Below are 19,500 nucleotides of genomic sequence, written 5' to 3' on the forward strand. Positions count from 1 at the left end.
AGCGAGAGGAGATGACGATGGCTGACCCCCGTTTTATCCACCTGCGAGTCCACTCCGACTTCTCCATGGTCGATGGCCTGCAGAAGATCAACCCCATCGTCGGGGCGGCAGCGGCCAACAACATGCCGGCGCTGGCGCTGACCGATCAGATGAACATGTGCGGTCTGGTGCGCTTCTATGGCGCGGCCCACGGCAAGGGGATCAAACCCATCGTCGGTGCCGACTTCTGGGTGCAGAGCGACGAGCTTGGCGACGAGCAGTTCCGCCTCACCTTGCTTGCCATGGACAACGACGGCTACCAGAACATCACCCTGCTCATCTCCCGCGGCTACCAGCGCGGTCACGTGCAGGGGCGCCCGGTCATCGACAAGAGCTGGCTCGCCGAGCATGCCAAGGGGGTGATCGTGCTCTCCGGCGGCCGCGAGGGGGATGTGGGCAAGTTCCTGCTCAAGGGCAACCGGCAGATGACCGAGCAGTGTCTCGCCTTCTACCAGACCCATTTCCCCGATGCTTACTACCTCGAACTGTTGCGTACCGGTCGACCCGACGAAGAGGTCTACCTGCACATGGCGGTAGCCATTGCCACCGAGTTCGAGCTGCCGGTGGTCGCCACCAACGAGGTGGTGTTCCTCTCAGCCGATGATTTCGACGCTCACGAGATCCGGGTTGCCATACATGACGGCTATACCCTGATGGACAAGCGCCGCCCCCGTCGCTACAGCCCGCAGCAGTACCTGCGCAGTCAGGAGGAGATGGCTGAGCTGTTTGCCGACATCCCCGAAGCGCTGGAAAACACGGTGGAGATCGCCAAGCGCTGCAACGTGACGGTGCGCCTCGGTGAGTATTTCCTGCCGAACTTCCCGACCGGCGACATGACCACCGAAGATTTTCTGGTGGCCAAGTCGAAAGAGGGTCTGGAGGCGCGACTCGAGTTCCTGTTCCCGGATCCTGCGGTGCGCGCTGCCAAGCGCGGCGAGTACGACGAGCGTCTCGACATCGAGCTGAAAGTAATCAACCAGATGGGCTTCCCGGGTTACTTCCTCATCGTGATGGAGTTTATCCAGTGGTCCAAGGACAACGGTATTCCCGTTGGCCCGGGCCGGGGCTCGGGTGCGGGCTCCCTGGTGGCCTATGCCCTCAAGATCACCGACCTCGACCCGCTGGAATTCGACCTGCTGTTCGAACGCTTCCTGAACCCCGAGCGGGTATCCATGCCCGACTTCGACGTCGACTTCTGCATGGATCGACGCGATGAGGTGATCGAGCACGTCTCCGAGATGTATGGCCGGGATGCGGTGTCCCAGATCATCACCTTCGGCAGCATGGCGGCCAAGGCGGTGGTGCGGGACGTGGGCCGGGTACTGGGCCACGCCTACGGCTTTGTCGATCGCATCTCCAAGCTGATCCCGCCGGATCCGGGGATGACCCTCGCCAAGGCGTTCGAGGCCGAGCCCAAGCTGCCCGAGCTCTACGAGCAGGATGAGGAGGTCAAAGACCTCATCGACATGGCTCGCCGCCTCGAAGGGGTAGTGCGCAACGCTGGTAAACACGCCGGTGGCGTGGTGATCGCGCCCACCAAGATCACCGACTTTGCGCCGCTCTACTGCGATGACGAGGGTCATCACCCGGTAACCCAGTTCGACAAGAACGACGTGGAATACGCCGGTCTGGTGAAGTTCGACTTCCTGGGTCTGCGCACCCTCACCATCATCGACTGGGCGCTCGGTATGATAAACCCGCGTCTTGCCAAAGAGGGCAAGCCGCCGGTCGACATCGCAGCCATCCCCATCGATGACAAGAAGTCGTTCGACCTGCTGCAGCGCTACGAGACTACCGCGGTATTCCAGCTGGAATCCCGTGGCATGAAGGATCTCATCAAGCGGCTGCGCCCCGACTGCTTCGAAGACATGATCGCACTGGTGGCCCTGTTCCGACCGGGCCCGCTGCAGTCAGGCATGGTGGATAACTTCATCGACCGTAAGCACGGTAATGAAGCGATCTCCTATCCGGACGAGAAGTGGCAGCACGAGAGCCTGCAACCGATTCTGGAACCGACCTACGGCATCATCCTCTATCAGGAGCAGGTGATGCAGATCGCCCAGACCCTGGCGGGCTATACGCTGGGTGGGGCGGACATGTTGCGTCGTGCCATGGGTAAGAAAAAGCCCGAGGAGATGGCCAAGCAGCGGGCCGGTTTCGAGGAGGGCGCCATCAAGAACGGCGTCGACGGCGAACTGGCGATGAAGATCTTCGATCTGGTGGAGAAGTTTGCGGGCTACGGCTTCAACAAATCCCACTCCGCCGCCTACGCGCTGGTCTCCTACCAGACTCTCTGGCTCAAGACCCACTTCCCGGCCGAGTTCATGGCAGCGGTCATGACCGCCGATATGGACAACACCGACAAGATCGTGACGCTAGTAGACGAGTGTCAGCGGATGGGGCTGACGGTGATCCCGCCGGATGTGAACACCGGTCGCTATCGCTTCTCGGTCAACGAAGATGGCCATATCGTCTACGGGATCGGGGCGGTGAAAGGGGTCGGTGAAGGCCCCATCGATGCGATCCTCAGCGCTCGGGATCAGGATGGTCCGTTCCGCGATCTGTTCGACTTCTGCAACCGGGTCGACATCAAGAAGCTCAACAAGCGGGTGATGGAGAAGCTGATCCTCTCCGGTGCCATGGATCGGCTCGGCCCCCACCGCGCCGCCCTGATGGCGACGCTGGAGGAGGCGATGCGGGCCGCCGAGCAGCACGCCAAGGCGCAGGCGGTGGGGCAGGTCGACATGTTCGGCGTGCTCACCGAAGAGATTGACGACGTCAAGAAGGCGTTTGCCAATGTGCCGCACTGGCCTGACAAGGTGTGGCTGGAAGGGGAGCGCGAGACCCTCGGGCTCTATCTCACCGGTCACCCGATCAACCAGTACAGCAGCGAGTTGCGTCGTTATACCTCGGGTCGCCTGTGCGATCTGCATCCCACCTCCCGCGATACCGTGACCACGGCGGCGGGGTTGGTGATTGCGGCTCGCAGCATGGTGACCAAGCGTGGCAACAAGATGGGGATCTTCACCCTGGACGACCGTTCCGGTCGCCTCGACGTGACCCTGTTCAGTGAAGCGCTGGAAAAATATGAAGAATTGATGCAAAAAGACCGCATTTTGGTGGTTTCTGGACAGGTCAGCTTTGATGACTTCTCCGGTGGCCTTAAAATGTCGGCTCGAGAATTACTGGATATCAACGATGCGAGGGAGCGTTTTGCCAGAGCAATCCGCATCACCCTCGATGAACAGCGGATTGATGATCGCTTTTTCCCGCGTTTGTGCGAGATTTTGGAGCCCGCCCGTGCCGGAGTCTGTCCGGTTCAGGTAAACTATCGTCGCCTCGGCTCCCGGGTGCGATTGACGCTCGGCACCGAGTGGCGGGTGACGCCCACCGATCAACTGATAGATGACTTGCGAGTCCTGCTTGGACGAGAGCGGGTTGAATTGGTTTTTGATTAGAGGTTCTAAGGCCCTATGAGTCTTTTTCTGGATTTTGAACAGCCGATTGCCGAGTTGCAGGCGCAGATTGATGAACTCAAACATGTGAGTGAAGGCAATCACGCCGTGGATCTGAAAGACGAGATCCGCCGGCTGGAGAAGAAAAACGAAGAGCTGACCAAGAAGATCTTCGGTGATCTGGGTGCCTGGCAGGTATCCCAGATGGCGCGTCATCCCCAGCGCCCCTACACCTTTGACTATATCGAGCATATCTTCACCGATTTCGACGAGTTGGCTGGCGATCGCGCCTATGCCGATGACAAGGCTATCGTCGGCGGCATCGCCCGTCTCGATGGTGAGCCGGTGATGGTGATTGGTCACCAGAAGGGTCGCGAGACCAAAGAGAAGATCAAGCGCAACTTCGGCATGCCGCGTCCGGAAGGATACCGCAAGGCCCTGCGTCTGATGGAGATGGCCGAGCGCTTCAAGATGCCGATCATCACCTTTATCGACACCCCGGGCGCCTACCCCGGCGTCGGTGCCGAAGAGCGTGGTCAGTCCGAAGCGATTGCCCGCAACCTGAAAGTGATGGCCGGTCTGACCGTGCCGGTGGTCTGCACCGTGATCGGTGAGGGCGGTTCAGGTGGTGCGCTGGCCATCGGTGTGGGGGATCGCGTCAACATGCTGCAGTACTCCACCTACTCCGTCATCTCGCCGGAAGGGTGTGCCTCCATCCTGTGGAAGAGCGCTGACAAGGCCTCCGTAGCTGCCGAAGCAATGGGCATTACTGCCCAGCGTCTGAAAGAGCTGAAACTCATCGACAATATCGTCGAGGAGCCGCTCGGCGGCGCCCACCGCGACGTGGAAAAGATGGCCAAGCGTCTGAAAGACCGCATTCAGCAGGATCTGAACGCCCTGCGTCCGCTCGAGACCGAGCAACTGCTGGAACAGCGCTACCAGCGTCTGCTGGGCTACGGCTACTGCTAAACGCAGCCTGACCTTGAGCATCCAGGCCCCCGTCATCGACGGGGGCTTTTTATTGCTGATGGCCTGTCTTGCGGTGAGTGCCCCAACACGCCCTGAAACGGCGCAGGTCTGCATTCGCGGGTGAGGGGAGGGGGTGGTATGCCATGCCGTTGGCGAGGGCGGTCAGGGAGCATGAAGAGGAGGGCTGCACGCGTTGTCTGTCGTCGGTCTGTCTCGTGTCTGCAGCATCCCGTGGCATCGCTCGCGCTGGCATGACCAGCCGCTTTAATCATCCGATGTCGGCATAAAAAAGCGCCCCGGCTGTGCGGGGCGCTTTTACAGATGTCTGGCGGTATTACAGTTCAATCTCGTCTGTAAGACCTTCATAGGCGATATCGATGGATTGCAGCTCCTTCTGCAGGCGGTGCTTGTCTTTCAACGCCTCGATCTCACGCCATTTACGTTTCTTTCCCGTTGTCCCGCGGCTACGCGAACCGAGTTCAACCACCTCGTCATAATCGAAGTTGAACATTTCCATGGCTCCCTCCTTGGTTTTTATCGTTTTCACCACCCGTATAACATAACGAATCTGAAATTAAAACGTTTTCGTGACGACTCTATGACAGAGCTAAAAAAGCCCATGAAAAAAAACCGGGCCCCTTGGTAGGGGCCCGGTTTTTTCAGAAAAAAGAACAGATTACAGGCGGCTTGCCAGCATGGTTTCCAGCTTGCCCTGGTCGATGGCGAACATGCGGATACCTTCGCCCAGCTTCTCGTGGGCCATGGCGTCCTGGTTCAGTTCCCAGCGGAATTCGGCTTCGGTCATCGGAGTCGGTTTGGCTTTGCGCTCACCGGTGTAGTCCAGTTTGCGTACTACGGCGCCTTCGTTCTTGCTCAGCTCTTCCAGCAGGGCCGGGCCAATGGTCAGGCGATCGCAACCAGCCAGTTCCAGGATCTCGCCGGTGTTGCGGAAGCTGGCGCCCATCACCACGGTCGGGTAGTCGTGCTGCTTGTAGTAGTCATAGATGGCGGTGACGGACACTACGCCCGGATCTTCGCTGGCGGTGTAGTCACGGTTGTGCTTGGCCTTGTACCAGTCGAGGATGCGACCCACGAACGGGGAGATCAGGAAGGCACCGGCTTCGGCACAGGCACGGGCCTGGGCGAAGGAGAACAGCAGGGTCAGGTTGCACTGGATACCCTCTTTCTCCAGTACCTCGGCGGCACGGATGCCTTCCCAGGTGGAGGCCAGCTTGATCAGAATGCGGTCGTTGCTGATACCCGCTTCGTTGTAGAGACGGATCAGCTTGCGTGCTTTGGCGATGCTGGCAGCGGTATCGAAGGAGAGACGGGCATCCACTTCGGTGGAGATACGGCCCGGAACGATCTTCAGCACTTCCAGACCGATGTTGACGGCCAGCTTGTCGCCCGCGTCGATGATTTGCTGTGCCTTGTCCTGGCTCTGGGCTTTGGCCCAGTTGATGGCGTCTTCGATCAGCGGAGCGTACTCGGGGATCTCGGAGGCCTTCAGAACCAGAGAGGGGTTGGTGGTGGCATCGATGGGCTGATAGCGTTTGATGGCTTCGATATCACCGGTGTCGGCAACAACAGTGGTCAGGGCTTTCAGCTGGGTTAATTTATCGGCCATAGCGAATATCATCTCTTAATGAGGGAATCATCCCTGGGTTGCGGGCTTGAGACGGTGGTTCTGAAATAAAATTACAGGATCTTGGTGCCTCAGGCTCAGAAAAGCGCGATGGGGGCGGCCCATCGTCATTGCCTGCCTAATTAATACTTATGTGGTGCATCCTGCAATAGGGGCGCTTGGTTGTTAAATATTCAGGCTGGCCATTCATTCCGTTTCAATGAGCTAAAGCTGATGATTTATAAGGTTTTTTATCTTGTTTTTGCAGGTTTTTCCGGTTTGCTTCCGGCTCAACTTTTTTAGCCAATATCCATATTTGTGTCGTCGATCACACAAATTGTCCTGTTGCGTACTTGAAATTTAATTACAGAGAAAACGTTTGGCGAAATATCCCCGTTTGAAAGCCATTTCAGGCAAGCGTTTGCGTTTTCGGATAACTCATCAGGGATATATCAAACTGGTTCTCTTATGGGGCTTAATGGTGGCCTGCCTGATTAGATTATTGAGTTTGTTGAAAGTTTGCGATTTAAATGGAGCTTTATGGGCGTTTACCGTTCGTTTTTTGTGTCCCGAGTGATCGGGATCACTATTCCGGGCTCTCCCGCTGTGCTAGATTCCGCCCCTTTAGCGAAACGCTAATTAAACGACAGACAGAAAACGGTCAGCGCAGACTGACCATGGATGTGAATAACAACGAGAGAATTATGGACACCTTGATTGCGATGCTAAACGACCTGATGTGGGGAGCCGTGCTCATCTACCTGCTGATCGGGGTCGGTATCTTCTTCACCTTCAGACTGGGTTTTATCCAGATCCGTCACTTTGGCCACATGTTTTCCGTGCTGAAAAACAGCCGCAAATCGGACAACGCGGGCATCTCCTCTTTTCAGGCTCTCTGTACCAGCCTCGCCGCCCGTGTCGGCACCGGCAACCTGGCCGGTGTGGCCGTCGCCATCTATCTGGGTGGCCCCGGCGCCATCTTCTGGATGTGGCTGATTGCCTTTATCGGCATGGCGACCGCTTTCGTCGAAAGCACCCTGGCCCAGCTCTACAAGGTCAAGGATGAGGATGGCAACTACCGTGGTGGCCCTGCCTACTACATGGAAAAGGGCCTCGGCATGCGCTGGATGGGGGTGCTGTTCTCCCTCTGTCTGATCCTGGCTTTCGGTCTGGTGTTCAACGCGGTGCAGGCCAACTCCATCAGTCTGGCAATGAAGGTAGCATTTGGCATTCCTGACTGGGTCAGCGGGCTGGCGCTGGTGGCGCTCTCCGGCCTGATTATCTTCGGCGGCATTCGTGGCATCGCCCGTTTTGCCGAGCTGGTGGTGCCCTTCATGGCACTGGCTTACATCCTGCTGGCGCTGGTGATCGTTGCGATGAACATCACCGAGCTACCCCATGTCTTCATGCTGATCATCAAGTCCGCCTTCGGGATTGAGCAGGCTGGCTCAGGTGCGCTCGGTTATGCCATCTCCCAGGCGATGATCAACGGTATCAAGCGCGGTCTCTTCTCCAACGAAGCGGGGATGGGCTCTGCGCCCAACGCTGCGGCCACTGCCACTCCCTATCCGCCGCACCCGGCCTCTCAGGGTTATGTGCAGATGCTGGGGGTCTTTATGGACACCATCGTCATCTGCAGCTGTACCGCCGCCATCATCCTGATGTCCGGTCAGTTCGAGCCGGGTTCCGGCGTGACCGGTGTCGAGCTGACCCAGCGGGCGCTCTCCTCCCAGATTGGCAGCGGTGGCAACATCTTCATTGCGGCGGCCATCTTCTTCTTCGCCTTCACCTCTATCGTGGCGAACTACTCCTATGCCGAGACCAATCTGGTGTTCCTCGAGCACAACCACAAGGGCGGCCTGATGCTGTTCCGGGTGTTCGTGCTGGGGATGGTGATGTTCGGCGCCGTGGGTGAGTTGCCGATTGTGTGGGCCATGGCGGATGTCTCCATGGGGCTGATGGCCATCGTCAACCTGGTGGCGATCCTGCTGCTCTCCAGCGTCGCCATCAAGCTGGCCAAGGATTACAACGACCAGCTCCGGCTGGGCAAGGTGCCCACCTTCGATGCTAACAAGTACCCCGAGATCCGCTCCCAGCTGGAAGAGGGGATCTGGGACAATCCGACCAAAAAATAACAAGCGGTGAGTCAGACCTCTTGATTAAAACCTGAAGGGGGGAGCCGGTGGCTCCCCCCTTCTTTTATGGCGCACTCGTTGGCTGTTGATCCCAGCGCTGGGCGAGCTGTCTGATACGCCGTCGTAACTGGCACCAGCAGCGCCCTTGTTGCCGGTCGTTGAGGGGGGCATAACGCCAGCGGCGATAGAGCCACGCACTCTTTAGCAGGGGATGGGCAAGGTCGGGACGCAGCCGTGCCAGCCGCTCGCACCATGCCCCCATGCTCTCGGCGGGCTGGGGTGGGTAGCCACTGCGTTTGCCCCGTTTGAGCAGGGGCTGCCAGATACGCCGCTCGGGCGGCAGGCGGGCGGGCAACAGCAGGGGCAGGCTCACCAGCAGGGCGACCAGCATCAGGCTGGCGAGGATCAACCAAGGTGTGTGTACCGCCAGTGCAGGCCAGCGCAGACCGATTTGCTGCCAGAGCTGGCCCGCATCGTAACCAATCACCCAGCGACTCCACTGGTAGTCGATATTGTTGCCCCACCAGCGCAGCTGATTGAGCAGGGCCCAGTTGCGATAACGCTGCAAAGCGAGCGGGTCGGCGGCGGTAAACTCGTCGCTCAGGGCCTCCCTCACGCCGCCCTCAATGCGTTCAGGCGCCACCGCCGCGGTGGGATCTACTCGCCGCCACTCTCCCCTTTCATCGAGATACTCCACCCAGGCGTGAGCATCGAACTGGTGTACCGCCAGATAGTTGCCTCTGGGATTCCACTCGCCGCCGAGATAACCGGTGACCAGCCGTGCCGGAATACTGGCAGCGCGCAGCACGAAGGCAGTCGCCATGGCGTAGTGGCCGCAAAAGCCCTGCCTGGTATCGAACAGGAACTCATCCACCCCGTCACGGCCAAGTTGTGGCGGGGTCAGAGAGTAGTAATAGGATTGGCTGCGAAACTGCGCGAGCAGGGCGGCGACCAGCGCAGCGCGATCCGGATGGCGTGCAGCCAGCGCCTGGCCGTGAGCTCGCGCTCTCGGGTTGCCCCCGGCTGGCAGTTGCAGGTTGCGCTGGGCGGCTTGGCGATCATCCTCGGGCTGCGCTTCGCCGCGGCCGATGCGATAGCGGATCGCCACCTCGCCGCTCCCCTGCCGATAGAGGGTGTCGATGGGGGTGAGCAGCACCGGACCCGCCAGCAGGCGTGGTTCACTGAGGGCAAAGGCCCAGCGGTGGCGCTGGGGCTCGGCAATCACCTCGTAGCTTCCGGCAGGTAACGAACTATCTGCACGTTGATTGTTGGCCTGTGAAGAGGACGCCAGAAGGGTGAGCCCGGTTTGCACCGGCACCGTCCGCTGCCACGCCTTGACCTCGGGACTCAGCAGCCAGCGCTGGCCATCGAACACCTCCTGCCGCATCACCGGAAAGTAGCGCTCGCGGGCCGGAGGCGGGCCATCGGCAAAGGTGACCCGAAACGCCAGTTCCGATGAGTTGACCAGTTCGTTGATATCGCTAGGGGCCAGCTCTTCCGAGAGCCCCGAGAGGGCGCGGCTGGTGGTGGGCATCTGCCAGAGGGGTGGGAGCCTTGGCAGCAGCAAAAATAGAGTGATAAGCAGGGGAAGCGCCAGCAGCAGGGCGCCACCCGCGCTGCGCCAAGGCCGTTTCTGCTCGGGGGCGATGGCGGCGACCAGCGTGGTCACCGCCAGCCAGAGTGCCACCGCCATCCCGGCCGTCCAGCCGATACTTTGCCGCTGCACCAGCGCTAGCGCAATCAGAAAGAAGGCGAGCAGCAGCACCAGCTCGATATCCCGTTCGCGCCGCACCTCGATCATCTTCAGGCTATAGCCTAGCCAGAGCAGATTGATAAGGGCGGGCAGGGTGCCCAATGTGCGCCACTGCAGCCCCAGCAACACTAAGGTAGTGATGGCCAGCAGTGCTAACCAGCGCGCCGGAATGGGCGGCCAGCCGCGCCACAGCATCATGGCCCGGACGCAGAGGGTAGCGGCGCTTACCGCCACCACCCAGAGCTGCAACTGGGGCCAGAGCGCTGCGACCAGCAGCAGCTGTTGCAGGGCGATGAGTGGCAGCAGGCGGCGGTTATCGAGCTGCATCCCGTGTGCTCTTCGGTGGTGTCGCATCGAATCGGGCCAGTGCCAGCAGGCAGCGCTGCACAAAGGCGGCGCCGCTATCAGGCCCCAGCGTCTGGTTTGCCAGCGTCAGGGTGAAGGGGATACCCCGCTTGCCGTAATCGGCGCACCACCAGGCGAGCACCGCCAGCCGCTGCTCCAGATCCCCACCTGCGACCCGCTGCAAGGTGAGGTGAGTATCATCCTGCAGCGGTTCATGGAACTGCTTGGTCAGCAGGCCGCGCCCCTGCGCGAGTTGCTTCCAGGCGACCCGGCTCAGGGGCTCGCCGGTTTGGTGTGTCCGCAGGGTATCAAAGTCACCGAGGGGGGCCGGAGCCGGCTGGCCCTGATGACCCTCGCTTTCGGTCGCATGTTCCCCTCTTAGCGCCCCGAACGCCGGTTTGGGGGCGAGCCAGCCTTCCAGCTGCAGATCCAGCAGGGACCAGCAGCGAAACAGGCCGAGGGGGTAGCGGCTCTCGACCCGCAATCGGCCAAGGGGCAATGGCCCACGGCGCGAGCCCGATACCGGCAGGATCAAGGTGCGGGGCACAGCGTCGGCCTGTCTCAGCCAGAGGGTCCCTTCGTTGAGGCTAAAACGGAGCGCCAGCACCGGACGCCGGCTCTGAACCAAGATACGGATAGGAAGCTGGCTACCTGCTTCCCCCAGTACCAGCGGGCCACCCAGCAGCTCCAGCCCCAGCAGGTTGCGATGGGTGAGCCACATGGCGGCCATAAACAGACTGCCGAGACAGTAGGCCACCAGCAGCACCAGATTGTTCTGGTAGTTGGTGCCGAGCAGATAGATGGCGAGCAGCACCAGCAGATAGAGCAGCCCCATGCGGGTGGGCAGGATAAAGAGGCTGTGAGTCCCTAGGGTGATCTGGCGGGCCGGGGGAATGCGTCGATCGAGCCAGCGTCGTTGCCAGTTTTCTCTCCTTTGCCGCCAGCGGGTGAACAAGGTGCTCATCAGGGATGGTCCGGATCGACCTTGGCCAGCAACCGCTGGCTCAGGGGGCAGGCTTCGCCATGCTGCACGCCGAAGCTGCCCCGCAGCCGATGTTCGGCCACATAGGGGAAGACCGCCTGCACATCCTCCACCGTGACGAAGCGCCGCCCGGCTACCAGCGCCCAGGCCCGGCTCACCGCCAACAAGGTCTGGGCCGCCCGGGGGGAGAGGGGCTGTGGCAGATCCCCATCAAAGCGGCTCTGGTGCACCAGCGCCAGCAGGTAGTCGAGGGTGGCATCGGAAACATGGATGGCATCCCCCTCCGCTTGCAGGGCGGCGAGTCCGGCGCCATCCAGCATGGCGGACAAGGGGCCACTCGGCTGGTGGCCGCGCAGCAACTGGCGCTCCGCCTCTCGCGGTGGAAAACCCAAAGAGAGTCGCACGGCGAAGCGGTCGAGCTGGGACTCCGGCAGCGGATAGGTACCCGCCTGATCCGCCGGATTCTGGGTGGCGATGACGAAAAACGGATCGGGGAGGGGATGGGTGTGCCCCTCAATGCTCACCTTGCCTTCGGCCATCGCCTCCAGCAGGGCGCTCTGCACCTTGGGGCTGGCGCGGTTGATCTCGTCAGCCAGCAGCACCTGGGTGAAGATGGGGCCGGGGTGAAAGCGAAATGTTTGCTGCTGGGGGTCAAAGATCTGCAGCCCAAGCAGGTCGGCGGGCAGCAGATCGGCGGTGAACTGCATCCGCCGGCATGCAAGCCCCAGCACCTGCGCCAGCGCGTGGGCCAGGGTAGTCTTGCCCATGCCGGGCAGATCCTCGATCAGCAGATGACCGCGCGCCAGCAGCGTCACCAACGCGATTTTCAGCTGTAGCGGCTTGCCCAGAATGACTCGCTCCAGTGCCGCCAGCACCGCCGTGATGTGCTCTTGTGATCTCACTTGCACCTCCATTTCTCTCTCTGGCTCTTTGGCCCCTACAGCTTATACGCCAGCGAGCAGAGGGAGGGCTCATCGAGCCATAAGCGATGTAGCCTCGGCCATGTTCCTGTGACTTCACCGAGACTTCACAGAGGCCCATCGTGGGCACATACATCTTGTTTATGCTAATGCCAATTTCATTCACCACGAGAATAGCCATATGCAACAACGACGTGCGCTCGCGCTACTGACGCTGGGTAGCCTGCTGCTAGCCCCTTGTACTTATGCCAGCGGGGGGGCTCCGCTGACCGCCGCTGTGGACGGCATTATCCAGCCGATGCTCAAGGAGTATCGGATCCCGGGGATGGCGGTCGCCGTGCTGAAAGATGGCAAGGCCCACTATTTCAACTATGGGGTTGCCAACCGCGAGAGTGGCCAGCGCGTCAGCGAGCAGACGCTGTTCGAGATTGGCTCGGTCAGCAAGACCCTGACCGCGACCCTCGGTGCCTATGCCGCAGTCAAGGGGGGCTTTGAGCTGGATGACAAGGTGAGCCAGCACGCCCCTTGGCTCAAAGGTTCCGCTTTCGATGGTGTGACCATGGCCGAGCTTGCCACCTACAGTGCGGGTGGTTTGCCGCTGCAGTTCCCCGATAAGGTGGATTCGAATGACAAGATGCGCACTTACTATCGGAGCTGGTCACCGGTTTATCCGGCGAGGACCCATCGCCAGTATTCCAACCCCAGCATAGGCCTGTTTGGTCACCTGGCCGCAAATAGTCTGGGCCAGCCATTTGAGAAACTGATGAGCCAGACCCTGCTGCCCAAGCTTGGTTTGCACCACACCTATATCCAGGTGCCGGAGTCGGCCATGGCGAACTATGCCTACGGCTACTCGAAGGAAGATAAGCCCATCCGGGTCACTCCGGGCGTACTGGCGGCCGAGGCTTACGGGATCAAGACCGGCTCGGCGGATCTGCTGAAGTTTGTCGAGGCAAACATGGGGTATCAGGGAGATGCCGCGGTAAAAAGCGCGATCGCGCTGACCCACACCGGTTTCTACTCGGTGGGGGAAATGACCCAGGGACTGGGCTGGGAGAGCTACGCCTATCCGGTGACCGAGCAGGCGTTGCTGGCGGGCAACTCCCCGGCGGTGAGCTTCCAGGCCAATCCGGTTACGCGCTTTGCGGTGCCCAAAGCGATGGGCGAGCAGCGGCTCTATAACAAGACGGGCTCGACCGGCGGCTTTGGCGCCTATGTGGCGTTCGTGCCCGCCAGAGGGATCGCCATCGTCATGCTGGCCAATCGCAACTATCCCATCGAGGCCAGGGTGAAGGCGGCTCACGCCATCCTGAGTCAGTTGGCCGAGTGATCGGTCGAGCTCAAGGCGTCCACATTTGACAGTGACGCCGGGGCAACCCCGGCGTCACTGCGGGTATGCTCGTCTCCGGTAATCGTGCTGTGGTGGGTTTTGCTGCCTAAATGGCTCGATGGTAGAAACAAAATTTCCTGATTGGAATGTACCGATCGCCATCTCTTCACTAGGTGCAGGAGAGGGCCCACCATATAGTTCCCCCCATTGCGGCCCTGTCCGCTGCCATGTTCATTACGTTCGTTACCACCTTGACCCTGCCCACTCTTCGCCTGTTGCTTCTTTCTGGCGGGGGCTGGCGGGTCAATCTGTTATGGAGCATCCATGCCTGTATTCCTGTTGTGCAGTTTTCTGATGATCATCCTCTATCCGGTCGGGATCGATCTCTATCTGGTCGCAGTGCCCCAGATTGCCGATACCCTGCAGGCGAGCGAGGCGCAGATCCACACCGCCTTCTCCATCTATCTGTTCGGCATGGCGGCGACCGTGCTGCTGGGGGGAATGATTGCCGATCGCTACGGGCGGCGCTGGGTGGTGCTCGGGGGGGCGCTGATTTTTGTCATCGCCTCGCTGGTGGCGGGTCATGCCGAGGGGATCACCCAGTTCTACCTCGGCCGTTTCTGGCAGGGGGTCGGGGCCGGGGCGCTCTATATCATGACCTTTACCGTGCTGCGGGATGTGCTGAGTCAGGAGCGGCTGGCGATGGCGCTCTCGATGATCAACGGGGTGATCTGCGTGATCCCGGTGCTGGCGCCGGTGCTCGGTTATCTCATCCTGTCCCATTTTGACTGGCGCGGGATCTTCGTGGCGATGGCGCTGGTGGCGGCCGTCAGCGGTCTGGTCAACCTGCTGCTGCTCAAGGAGACCCGTCCGGCCCGGCAACCGGGGAGTGGCGCGGCGCTGCCCTTTGCCCTGCTGCGCTCGCCGCGCTTTATGTTGCTCTCCCTGCTGACCAGTGCCAGCGTGACCGCCATTCTGGTCTATGTCAGCGTCTCGCCGCTGATCCTGATGAAGGAGTTTGGCTTCACGACCGAACAGTACTCCATCGTGATGATGGTGATGGCCGGGGTGAGTATGTCCACGTCTTTCCTGACCCCCCTGCTGTTGCGCCGTTTGGGCAAACAGAAGGTGCTGGCGGTGTCTCATCTCGCCTATCTGCTGGCGGCGTGCTCACTGCTCGGCAGCTGGCAGGCTGGGGGCGATATCCATCTGTTGCTGCCGGGTTTTGCGCTGGTTTGTGTCGGCTTCTCCTGTGGCTTCGGGGTAGCGATGGGAGAGGCGCTCGATGGTTGCCAGCATAACGTGGCCTTTGCCAGCGCCGTGCTCTGCATCATGCAGATCAGCCTCTCCGGCCTCTATATCTGGTTGCTTGGCCGGCTCGGCTTTACTCCGTCCGAGATGCTGATCTATGCCCTGCTGCTGGCACTGCTCAGTTACCTGGCTGTCAAAGGGCTGGTACCATGGCTCGCGGTCCGTGAAGCGCGGTCGCAGGGCTGATGGAAGATGAGAGGGGATATGCGCAACCTGGGTGAACTCGATTTGAACCTGCTGGTGGTCTTCAAGTACCTGATGCAGGAGCGCAGTGTGGCAGGGGCGGCCAAAAAGCTCTGCGTCACCCCGTCGGCGGTGAGCAAGTCTCTGGCCAAGTTGCGGGAGTGGTTTGACGATCCCCTGTTTGTGCGGGTGCGGCAGGGGTTGCAGCCGACCAACCTCTCCCTGACCCTGGAGGAGGAGCTGAAGGTCTGGTTCCAGCTCACCGACAGCATCACCTCGCTCAATAGCGATGCGATCCCCGACGGTGCCCGCTTCACGCTGGTGATGGAGTCCCCCTTCTACATCAGCTTCCTGAGCGATCTGCCCATGACCATCTATGAGAAGTACCCGAAATCGGTGGTCAGGATGCTGGGGTGGGATCACCACTCCCTCAACGACATCGTCAATGGTGATGCGGATCTCGGCTTCTGCGCCCGCGAAACCCATGGCCGCTCCCGGGCCAAGGTCAACCGCTTGCCTTATTACATCGATCACGAGGTGCTGTTTACCGACCGTCCGGTGGTTTTTCTGCGCAAGGATCACCCGCTGCTTGAGCAGAAGTGGTCGCTGGAGAACTTTCTGGCCTGTCCCCAGATCAGCATGGTGTGGGAAGCGAACGATACCTGGGCCCTCGACAGTCTGCTGGAGGATGAGGGGCTGAAGCGGGAGGTGCCCATCATGGTCGCCAGTTTCGAGCAAGCGCTGCATATTGCCTCCCAGTCGAGCCACGAGCTGATTGCGGTGGCCCCCTCCTACTGTGGTGGTTATGCCAGTCGGCATCACGGCAATCTGATTGCCATGCCGCTGCCGCTGCCGGAGAAGCTCTATGCCCAGCTGGAGATCGCCTTCATCCTGTTGTGGCACAAACGGCACAATCAGGATGCCAAGGTAATGTGGCTGCGTAACGAGATCCGGCGACTCTATAACGACGAATTGCCACGTTAATGTGGCAGTGACGATGCCGATTGATTAGCCGGAGTCAGCCATTTCGGCTTGTTATTGATTATTTAACCGGCGGTGATGATGGCGATGGACCATTCGGTCGTCTGTTTTCTATCCAAACAATATCGCAACATACTTTCTGAAATGGAATGTTCTGACTTCTGCTTTTGCTGTAGACGCCAGCATGGGGCCGTTAGATACTGCGATTCATAACAAGAAAGGCTAACTTGCATTCAATCCCTATTGAGGGGATGCAAGAGGTCGTACATTAAAATTGGCTTGAACAAACATCATTGCTCTGCGTTAACACGGGAAGTGTGGCAGATGATGCTGGTCAAAAAAAATCCTCATCACATATATCATTTCTAATTTTTACGGTCGTGACACTGCCATCCAAATATTGGCGGTGCCATATCTGGCAGTCAAAATTTGATGATGTTATTGGCAGCACCAGCAGGGTAGTTTAAATGGTTAATTACAAAGCGATTATTATCGTCTGCTTGACGGTTGTTAACTGTGGTTGTGCCAAACAGGTTGTAGATGTCAATGCCGCACAGGCATTTACACTCGGTAACGAAAATAGTGTCAGTTCGACCGAGGTCACCAGCCACTTCTTCTTTTCAGATATTGATATTGGCCTGAACGAACCCATAGACGCCGCCGATATTTGTCACGGTGCTGAAAATGTTGTCAGGATAGAGACAGAACAATCCTGGCTTAATTCATTGGCTAGCGGGATTACCTACGGGGTTTATACCCCTCGAGAAGCCAGAGTTTATTGTTCCAAAAAATAATAGCGAGAAATTTTCTGATGATGAACAGTCATAAATGGGTATTGTTGGGGGCTTGTATGGCCACCCTTTCTGGCTGTGGTGGCTCAGATGATAACAAATCAACCACAGCGACCAGCGTTGCTCCTGTTTCCCATGTTGCAACAACACTGAAAGCAGGCATTGTGCTACCGCAGCCAGGGGTTTACCAAACGACGCTGCTTACGCGCGATGATCCGCACCAGACATTGGTTAATTTCGCCGGCTTGGCAATCGTTTACCCACAACGTGATGCGCAGCTGCGTTGGGATATCTGGGCCGATGATGGCGCCGTGGCTACCTGGTGGCTTGGTCAGGCCGGAATGCAGTCCGATAGCACAGAGCCATCGACGCTGAGGTTGACGCGCATTAGCAGAAATAAAGTGGCAGACAGTGCTGTTTTGACGCGGGATGATTCAGGTACGCAGCTCGTGCCATCGAATTACCAGAGGCAAAGCAGTGTCCCCAGTCAGGTCATGATCAAAACCATGCCCGTCATCAATGAAAAGGGTGAGCGGGTCAGATATTCTGCGTTTGATCTTTCGAGTACCGGAACCACGGTATATCACAATTGGAATGGCCAGGTTGGTATTACAGCAGTCAACACAACGGATATTAAGTCAGAGACATGGTTGACTGGAAATGGCTTGGCGACAGATATGTTAGGCAATACCGAGTTGACTAATAATGATGGCAAGTTGAGCGTCGTTATACAACTGCCATCAGCAGGCTGTAAATTATTCGGTGAGGGCGCGAAAGAGAGCAATCACGCATTGAGCAAACTTACTTTTACCGGATTCGAGAAATGCAAATTTGTTGAATTTAATGATGCCAACTGGAGCCAGAGTGATTATAAAAACACGGCGGGTTTGGCACAAGTAAAAGACACGGCTACCGCATATATTGCCGAGTTTAACGATGCGAATAATAAGAACACAGTAGTTATTGGATTCCCCGCGCTGGATGGGGTCATATTTACTCTGAAAAAGGGATAAACATCCCGTCAGTCATATTTCATGGGGTGCAATCGCACCTCATGGGATTGTTTATCCGCGCTATTGCCGATTGATAATGGTGTTTCTGTCGGGCATCAGGCTACCGGCACGTCAGCGAGTCGTCAGATCCGTTGCCAGGGGCTCTTTCTGTGAACAATTTTGTTGGTCAGAATGGCTGGCGGAGCAGCGGAAGTGATTACCCATATCGTTTATCCTGCCAAAAAAGGTGTGACGCTTTCACTATCGGAGATGTCGTATCTGTTGTTGAATGGGGTGAGAGTGGCCATTTACCGTGCCACTGACTGCATGGCGAATGGGCCGCCCGGAGCAATCATGTCGCAAGAGGTTGTATGCGAGCACTGAGTGAACTCGATTTGAACCTGCTGGTGGTGTTCAAATATCTGATGGCTGAACGCAGTGCCACAGGTGCGGCTACGTTGCTCGGTGTCACGCCTTCCACTGTGAGCAAGTCGCTTGCCAAATTACGGCTCTGGTTTGGCGATCCGCTGTTTGTGCGGGGACGCAAAGAGTTGCAGCCCACCAATCTGGCCTTTGCCCTCGAAGAAGAGCTGAAACTCTGGTTTCCCCTTACCGAACGGATCGCGTCACTCAATAGCGAGGCGATCCCCGATGGCGCCCGTTTCAGTCTGGTGATGCAATCCCCGTTCTACAACAGCTTGCTCAGTGATTTGCCGATGGCCATCCATGAGAAGTATCCCAACTCTGTGGTCAAAATGCTGGGATGGAACCGCAACTCCCTCAATGACGTTGTCAACGGTGATGCGGATCTGGGGGGCTGTGTCCGCGAGAGTTATAGCCGTTCTCAGCTCAAGCTGAGTAATCTGCCCTATTACATCGATCATGAAGTGCTGTTTTGCGATCGGCCTGTGGTCTTCCTGCGCAAGGATCACCCCCTGCTTCAGCAGGAGTGGTCAATGGAGAATTTTCTCAATTGCCCTCATAGCAGCGTGGTGCTTGAGGTCAAGGAGACCTGGGGGCTGGATCTGCTGCTGGAGGATGAGGGACTGATCCGTAAAGTTCCGGTCATGGTCTCCAGCTTTGAGCAGTCATTGCACATCGCATCCCAGCCCGACAACAATCTGATCGCGGTCGCCCCCTCTTATTGCGCCGGACATGCAGCGAAATATCATCCCAATCTGATCACCAAGCCACTGCCCCTGTCTGAAGCGCTCTATCAGCAACTAGAGCTCACTTTTATCCTGCTGTGGCACAAACGTCACAATCAGGATGCCAAGGTGTTGTGGCTGCTCAATGAGATACGACGGCTCTATCACCGGGAGTCGATGCCCGTGGGCAGCCAATAATGGGAGCCGGAGTAAGATGCTCCGGCTTTTTTTGTTGCGTAGTGGCGTGATAGGTCGAGCGTGAACCTCATTGATCCAGAAAGCGTTCCATTCAGCGCTGCACATACACAAATGGGCACCAACTGCACGTCTCGTGTGAGGCTCCTTGCACGAAAAAAATTCATGTAGTTTCATTAGAAAACTTCATTTATCAACACTTTTAAAGTGTGATCAACCATTAAGTTCCTGTATTTCCAGTGATATAGCATGGCAACCTTCGATATGACGGGGTTAAACAGAACCCGCATAAGGTGATCCTCCGCAGAGAGCGGGTGAGCCAGCCTCACCGGTCGCCAGTGGTTGCA

General features: G+C 58.5%; 14 protein-coding genes. 9 read left to right on the top strand and 5 right to left on the bottom strand.

The window, feature by feature from the left end; all coding sequences use genetic code 11:
• Positions 1–17: 17 nt before the first annotated feature.
• Both dnaE and accA read left to right on the top strand, forming a co-directional pair.
• Complete coding sequence (gene dnaE / locus BN1115_RS16175; protein WP_042657955.1) at positions 18–3,497, top strand: DNA polymerase III subunit alpha; 3,480 nt, start codon at positions 18–20, stop codon at positions 3,495–3,497.
• A gap of 15 nt (positions 3,498–3,512) precedes the next feature.
• Positions 3,513–4,463 (top strand): acetyl-CoA carboxylase carboxyl transferase subunit alpha, encoded by a 951-nt coding sequence (gene accA, locus BN1115_RS16180; RefSeq protein ID WP_042657956.1) that lies wholly within the window; start codon positions 3,513–3,515, stop codon positions 4,461–4,463.
• A 334-nt stretch (positions 4,464–4,797) separates the two neighbouring features.
• Here accA and BN1115_RS16185 read toward each other — a convergent pair whose 3' ends face one another.
• Together BN1115_RS16185 and tal are read right to left on the bottom strand one after the other, a co-directional pair.
• Positions 4,798–4,980, bottom strand: a complete 183-nt coding sequence (locus tag BN1115_RS16185) for a DUF3545 family protein (protein WP_005338547.1) — start codon at positions 4,978–4,980, stop codon at positions 4,798–4,800.
• A 159-nt stretch (positions 4,981–5,139) separates the two neighbouring features.
• Positions 5,140–6,090, bottom strand: coding sequence for a transaldolase (tal, locus tag BN1115_RS16190; protein WP_042657957.1), 951 nt, complete (start codon positions 6,088–6,090; stop codon positions 5,140–5,142).
• Positions 6,091–6,791: 701 nt separating this feature from the next.
• Here tal and BN1115_RS16195 point away from each other — a divergent pair.
• Entirely contained in the window at positions 6,792–8,222 is a 1,431-nt protein-coding gene (locus tag BN1115_RS16195) for an alanine/glycine:cation symporter family protein (RefSeq protein WP_042058457.1), read from the top strand.
• Between the two features lie 64 nt (positions 8,223–8,286).
• Here the strand turns inward: BN1115_RS16195 and BN1115_RS16200 are convergent, their stop codons facing one another.
• Genes BN1115_RS16200 through BN1115_RS16210 form a run of 3 tightly spaced genes read right to left on the bottom strand, consistent with a single transcriptional unit; the run spans position 8,287 to position 12,204 of the window.
• The gene (locus BN1115_RS16200; protein WP_042657958.1) at positions 8,287–10,302 is read right to left on the bottom strand and encodes a transglutaminase TgpA family protein; all 2,016 of its coding nucleotides are present in this window, start codon (positions 10,300–10,302) and stop codon (positions 8,287–8,289) included.
• Positions 10,289–11,284 carry a DUF58 domain-containing protein gene (locus BN1115_RS16205; protein WP_042657959.1) on the bottom strand — a complete coding sequence of 332 codons (996 nt, stop codon included), beginning with the start codon at positions 11,282–11,284 and terminating at the stop codon, positions 10,289–10,291. Before BN1115_RS16205 ends, BN1115_RS16200 begins: the two co-directional genes overlap by 14 nt.
• On the bottom strand, positions 11,284–12,204 hold the full coding sequence (locus tag BN1115_RS16210) for an AAA family ATPase (protein ID WP_050070523.1): 921 nt from the start codon (positions 12,202–12,204) through the stop codon (positions 11,284–11,286). The genes BN1115_RS16205 and BN1115_RS16210 overlap by 1 nt, the downstream gene beginning before the upstream one ends.
• A 199-nt stretch (positions 12,205–12,403) precedes the next feature.
• On the opposite strand from BN1115_RS16210, the gene blaFOX reads away from it, so the two are divergent.
• The 6 genes from blaFOX (at position 12,404) to yidZ (BN1115_RS16235) (ending at position 19,156) form a co-directional block, all read left to right on the top strand.
• Positions 12,404–13,552, top strand: a complete 1,149-nt coding sequence (gene blaFOX / locus BN1115_RS16215) for an FOX family cephalosporin-hydrolyzing class C beta-lactamase (protein WP_042657961.1) — start codon at positions 12,404–12,406, stop codon at positions 13,550–13,552.
• Positions 13,553–13,876: 324 nt separating this feature from the next.
• Positions 13,877–15,049: an MFS transporter gene (locus tag BN1115_RS16220; RefSeq protein ID WP_042657962.1), complete on the top strand. Its 1,173-nt coding sequence runs from the start codon at positions 13,877–13,879 to the stop codon at positions 15,047–15,049.
• A gap of 18 nt (positions 15,050–15,067) precedes the next feature.
• Entirely contained in the window at positions 15,068–16,030 is a 963-nt protein-coding gene (gene yidZ / locus BN1115_RS16225) for an HTH-type transcriptional regulator YidZ (RefSeq protein WP_042058466.1), read from the top strand.
• A gap of 464 nt (positions 16,031–16,494) precedes the next feature.
• On the top strand, positions 16,495–16,821 hold the full coding sequence (locus BN1115_RS21905; protein WP_082034882.1) for a Bor/Iss family lipoprotein: 327 nt from the start codon (positions 16,495–16,497) through the stop codon (positions 16,819–16,821).
• Positions 16,822–16,838: 17 nt separating this feature from the next.
• Positions 16,839–17,831: a hypothetical protein gene (locus tag BN1115_RS16230; protein WP_128821518.1), complete on the top strand. Its 993-nt coding sequence runs from the start codon at positions 16,839–16,841 to the stop codon at positions 17,829–17,831.
• A gap of 350 nt (positions 17,832–18,181) precedes the next feature.
• Entirely contained in the window at positions 18,182–19,156 is a 975-nt protein-coding gene (yidZ, locus tag BN1115_RS16235) for an HTH-type transcriptional regulator YidZ (protein ID WP_042657964.1), read from the top strand.
• Positions 19,157–19,500: the final 344 nt, after the last annotated feature.

Origin of the sequence: Aeromonas allosaccharophila, from assembly GCF_000819685.1 — a bacterium.
Taxonomy (GTDB): domain Bacteria; phylum Pseudomonadota; class Gammaproteobacteria; order Enterobacterales; family Aeromonadaceae; genus Aeromonas; species Aeromonas allosaccharophila.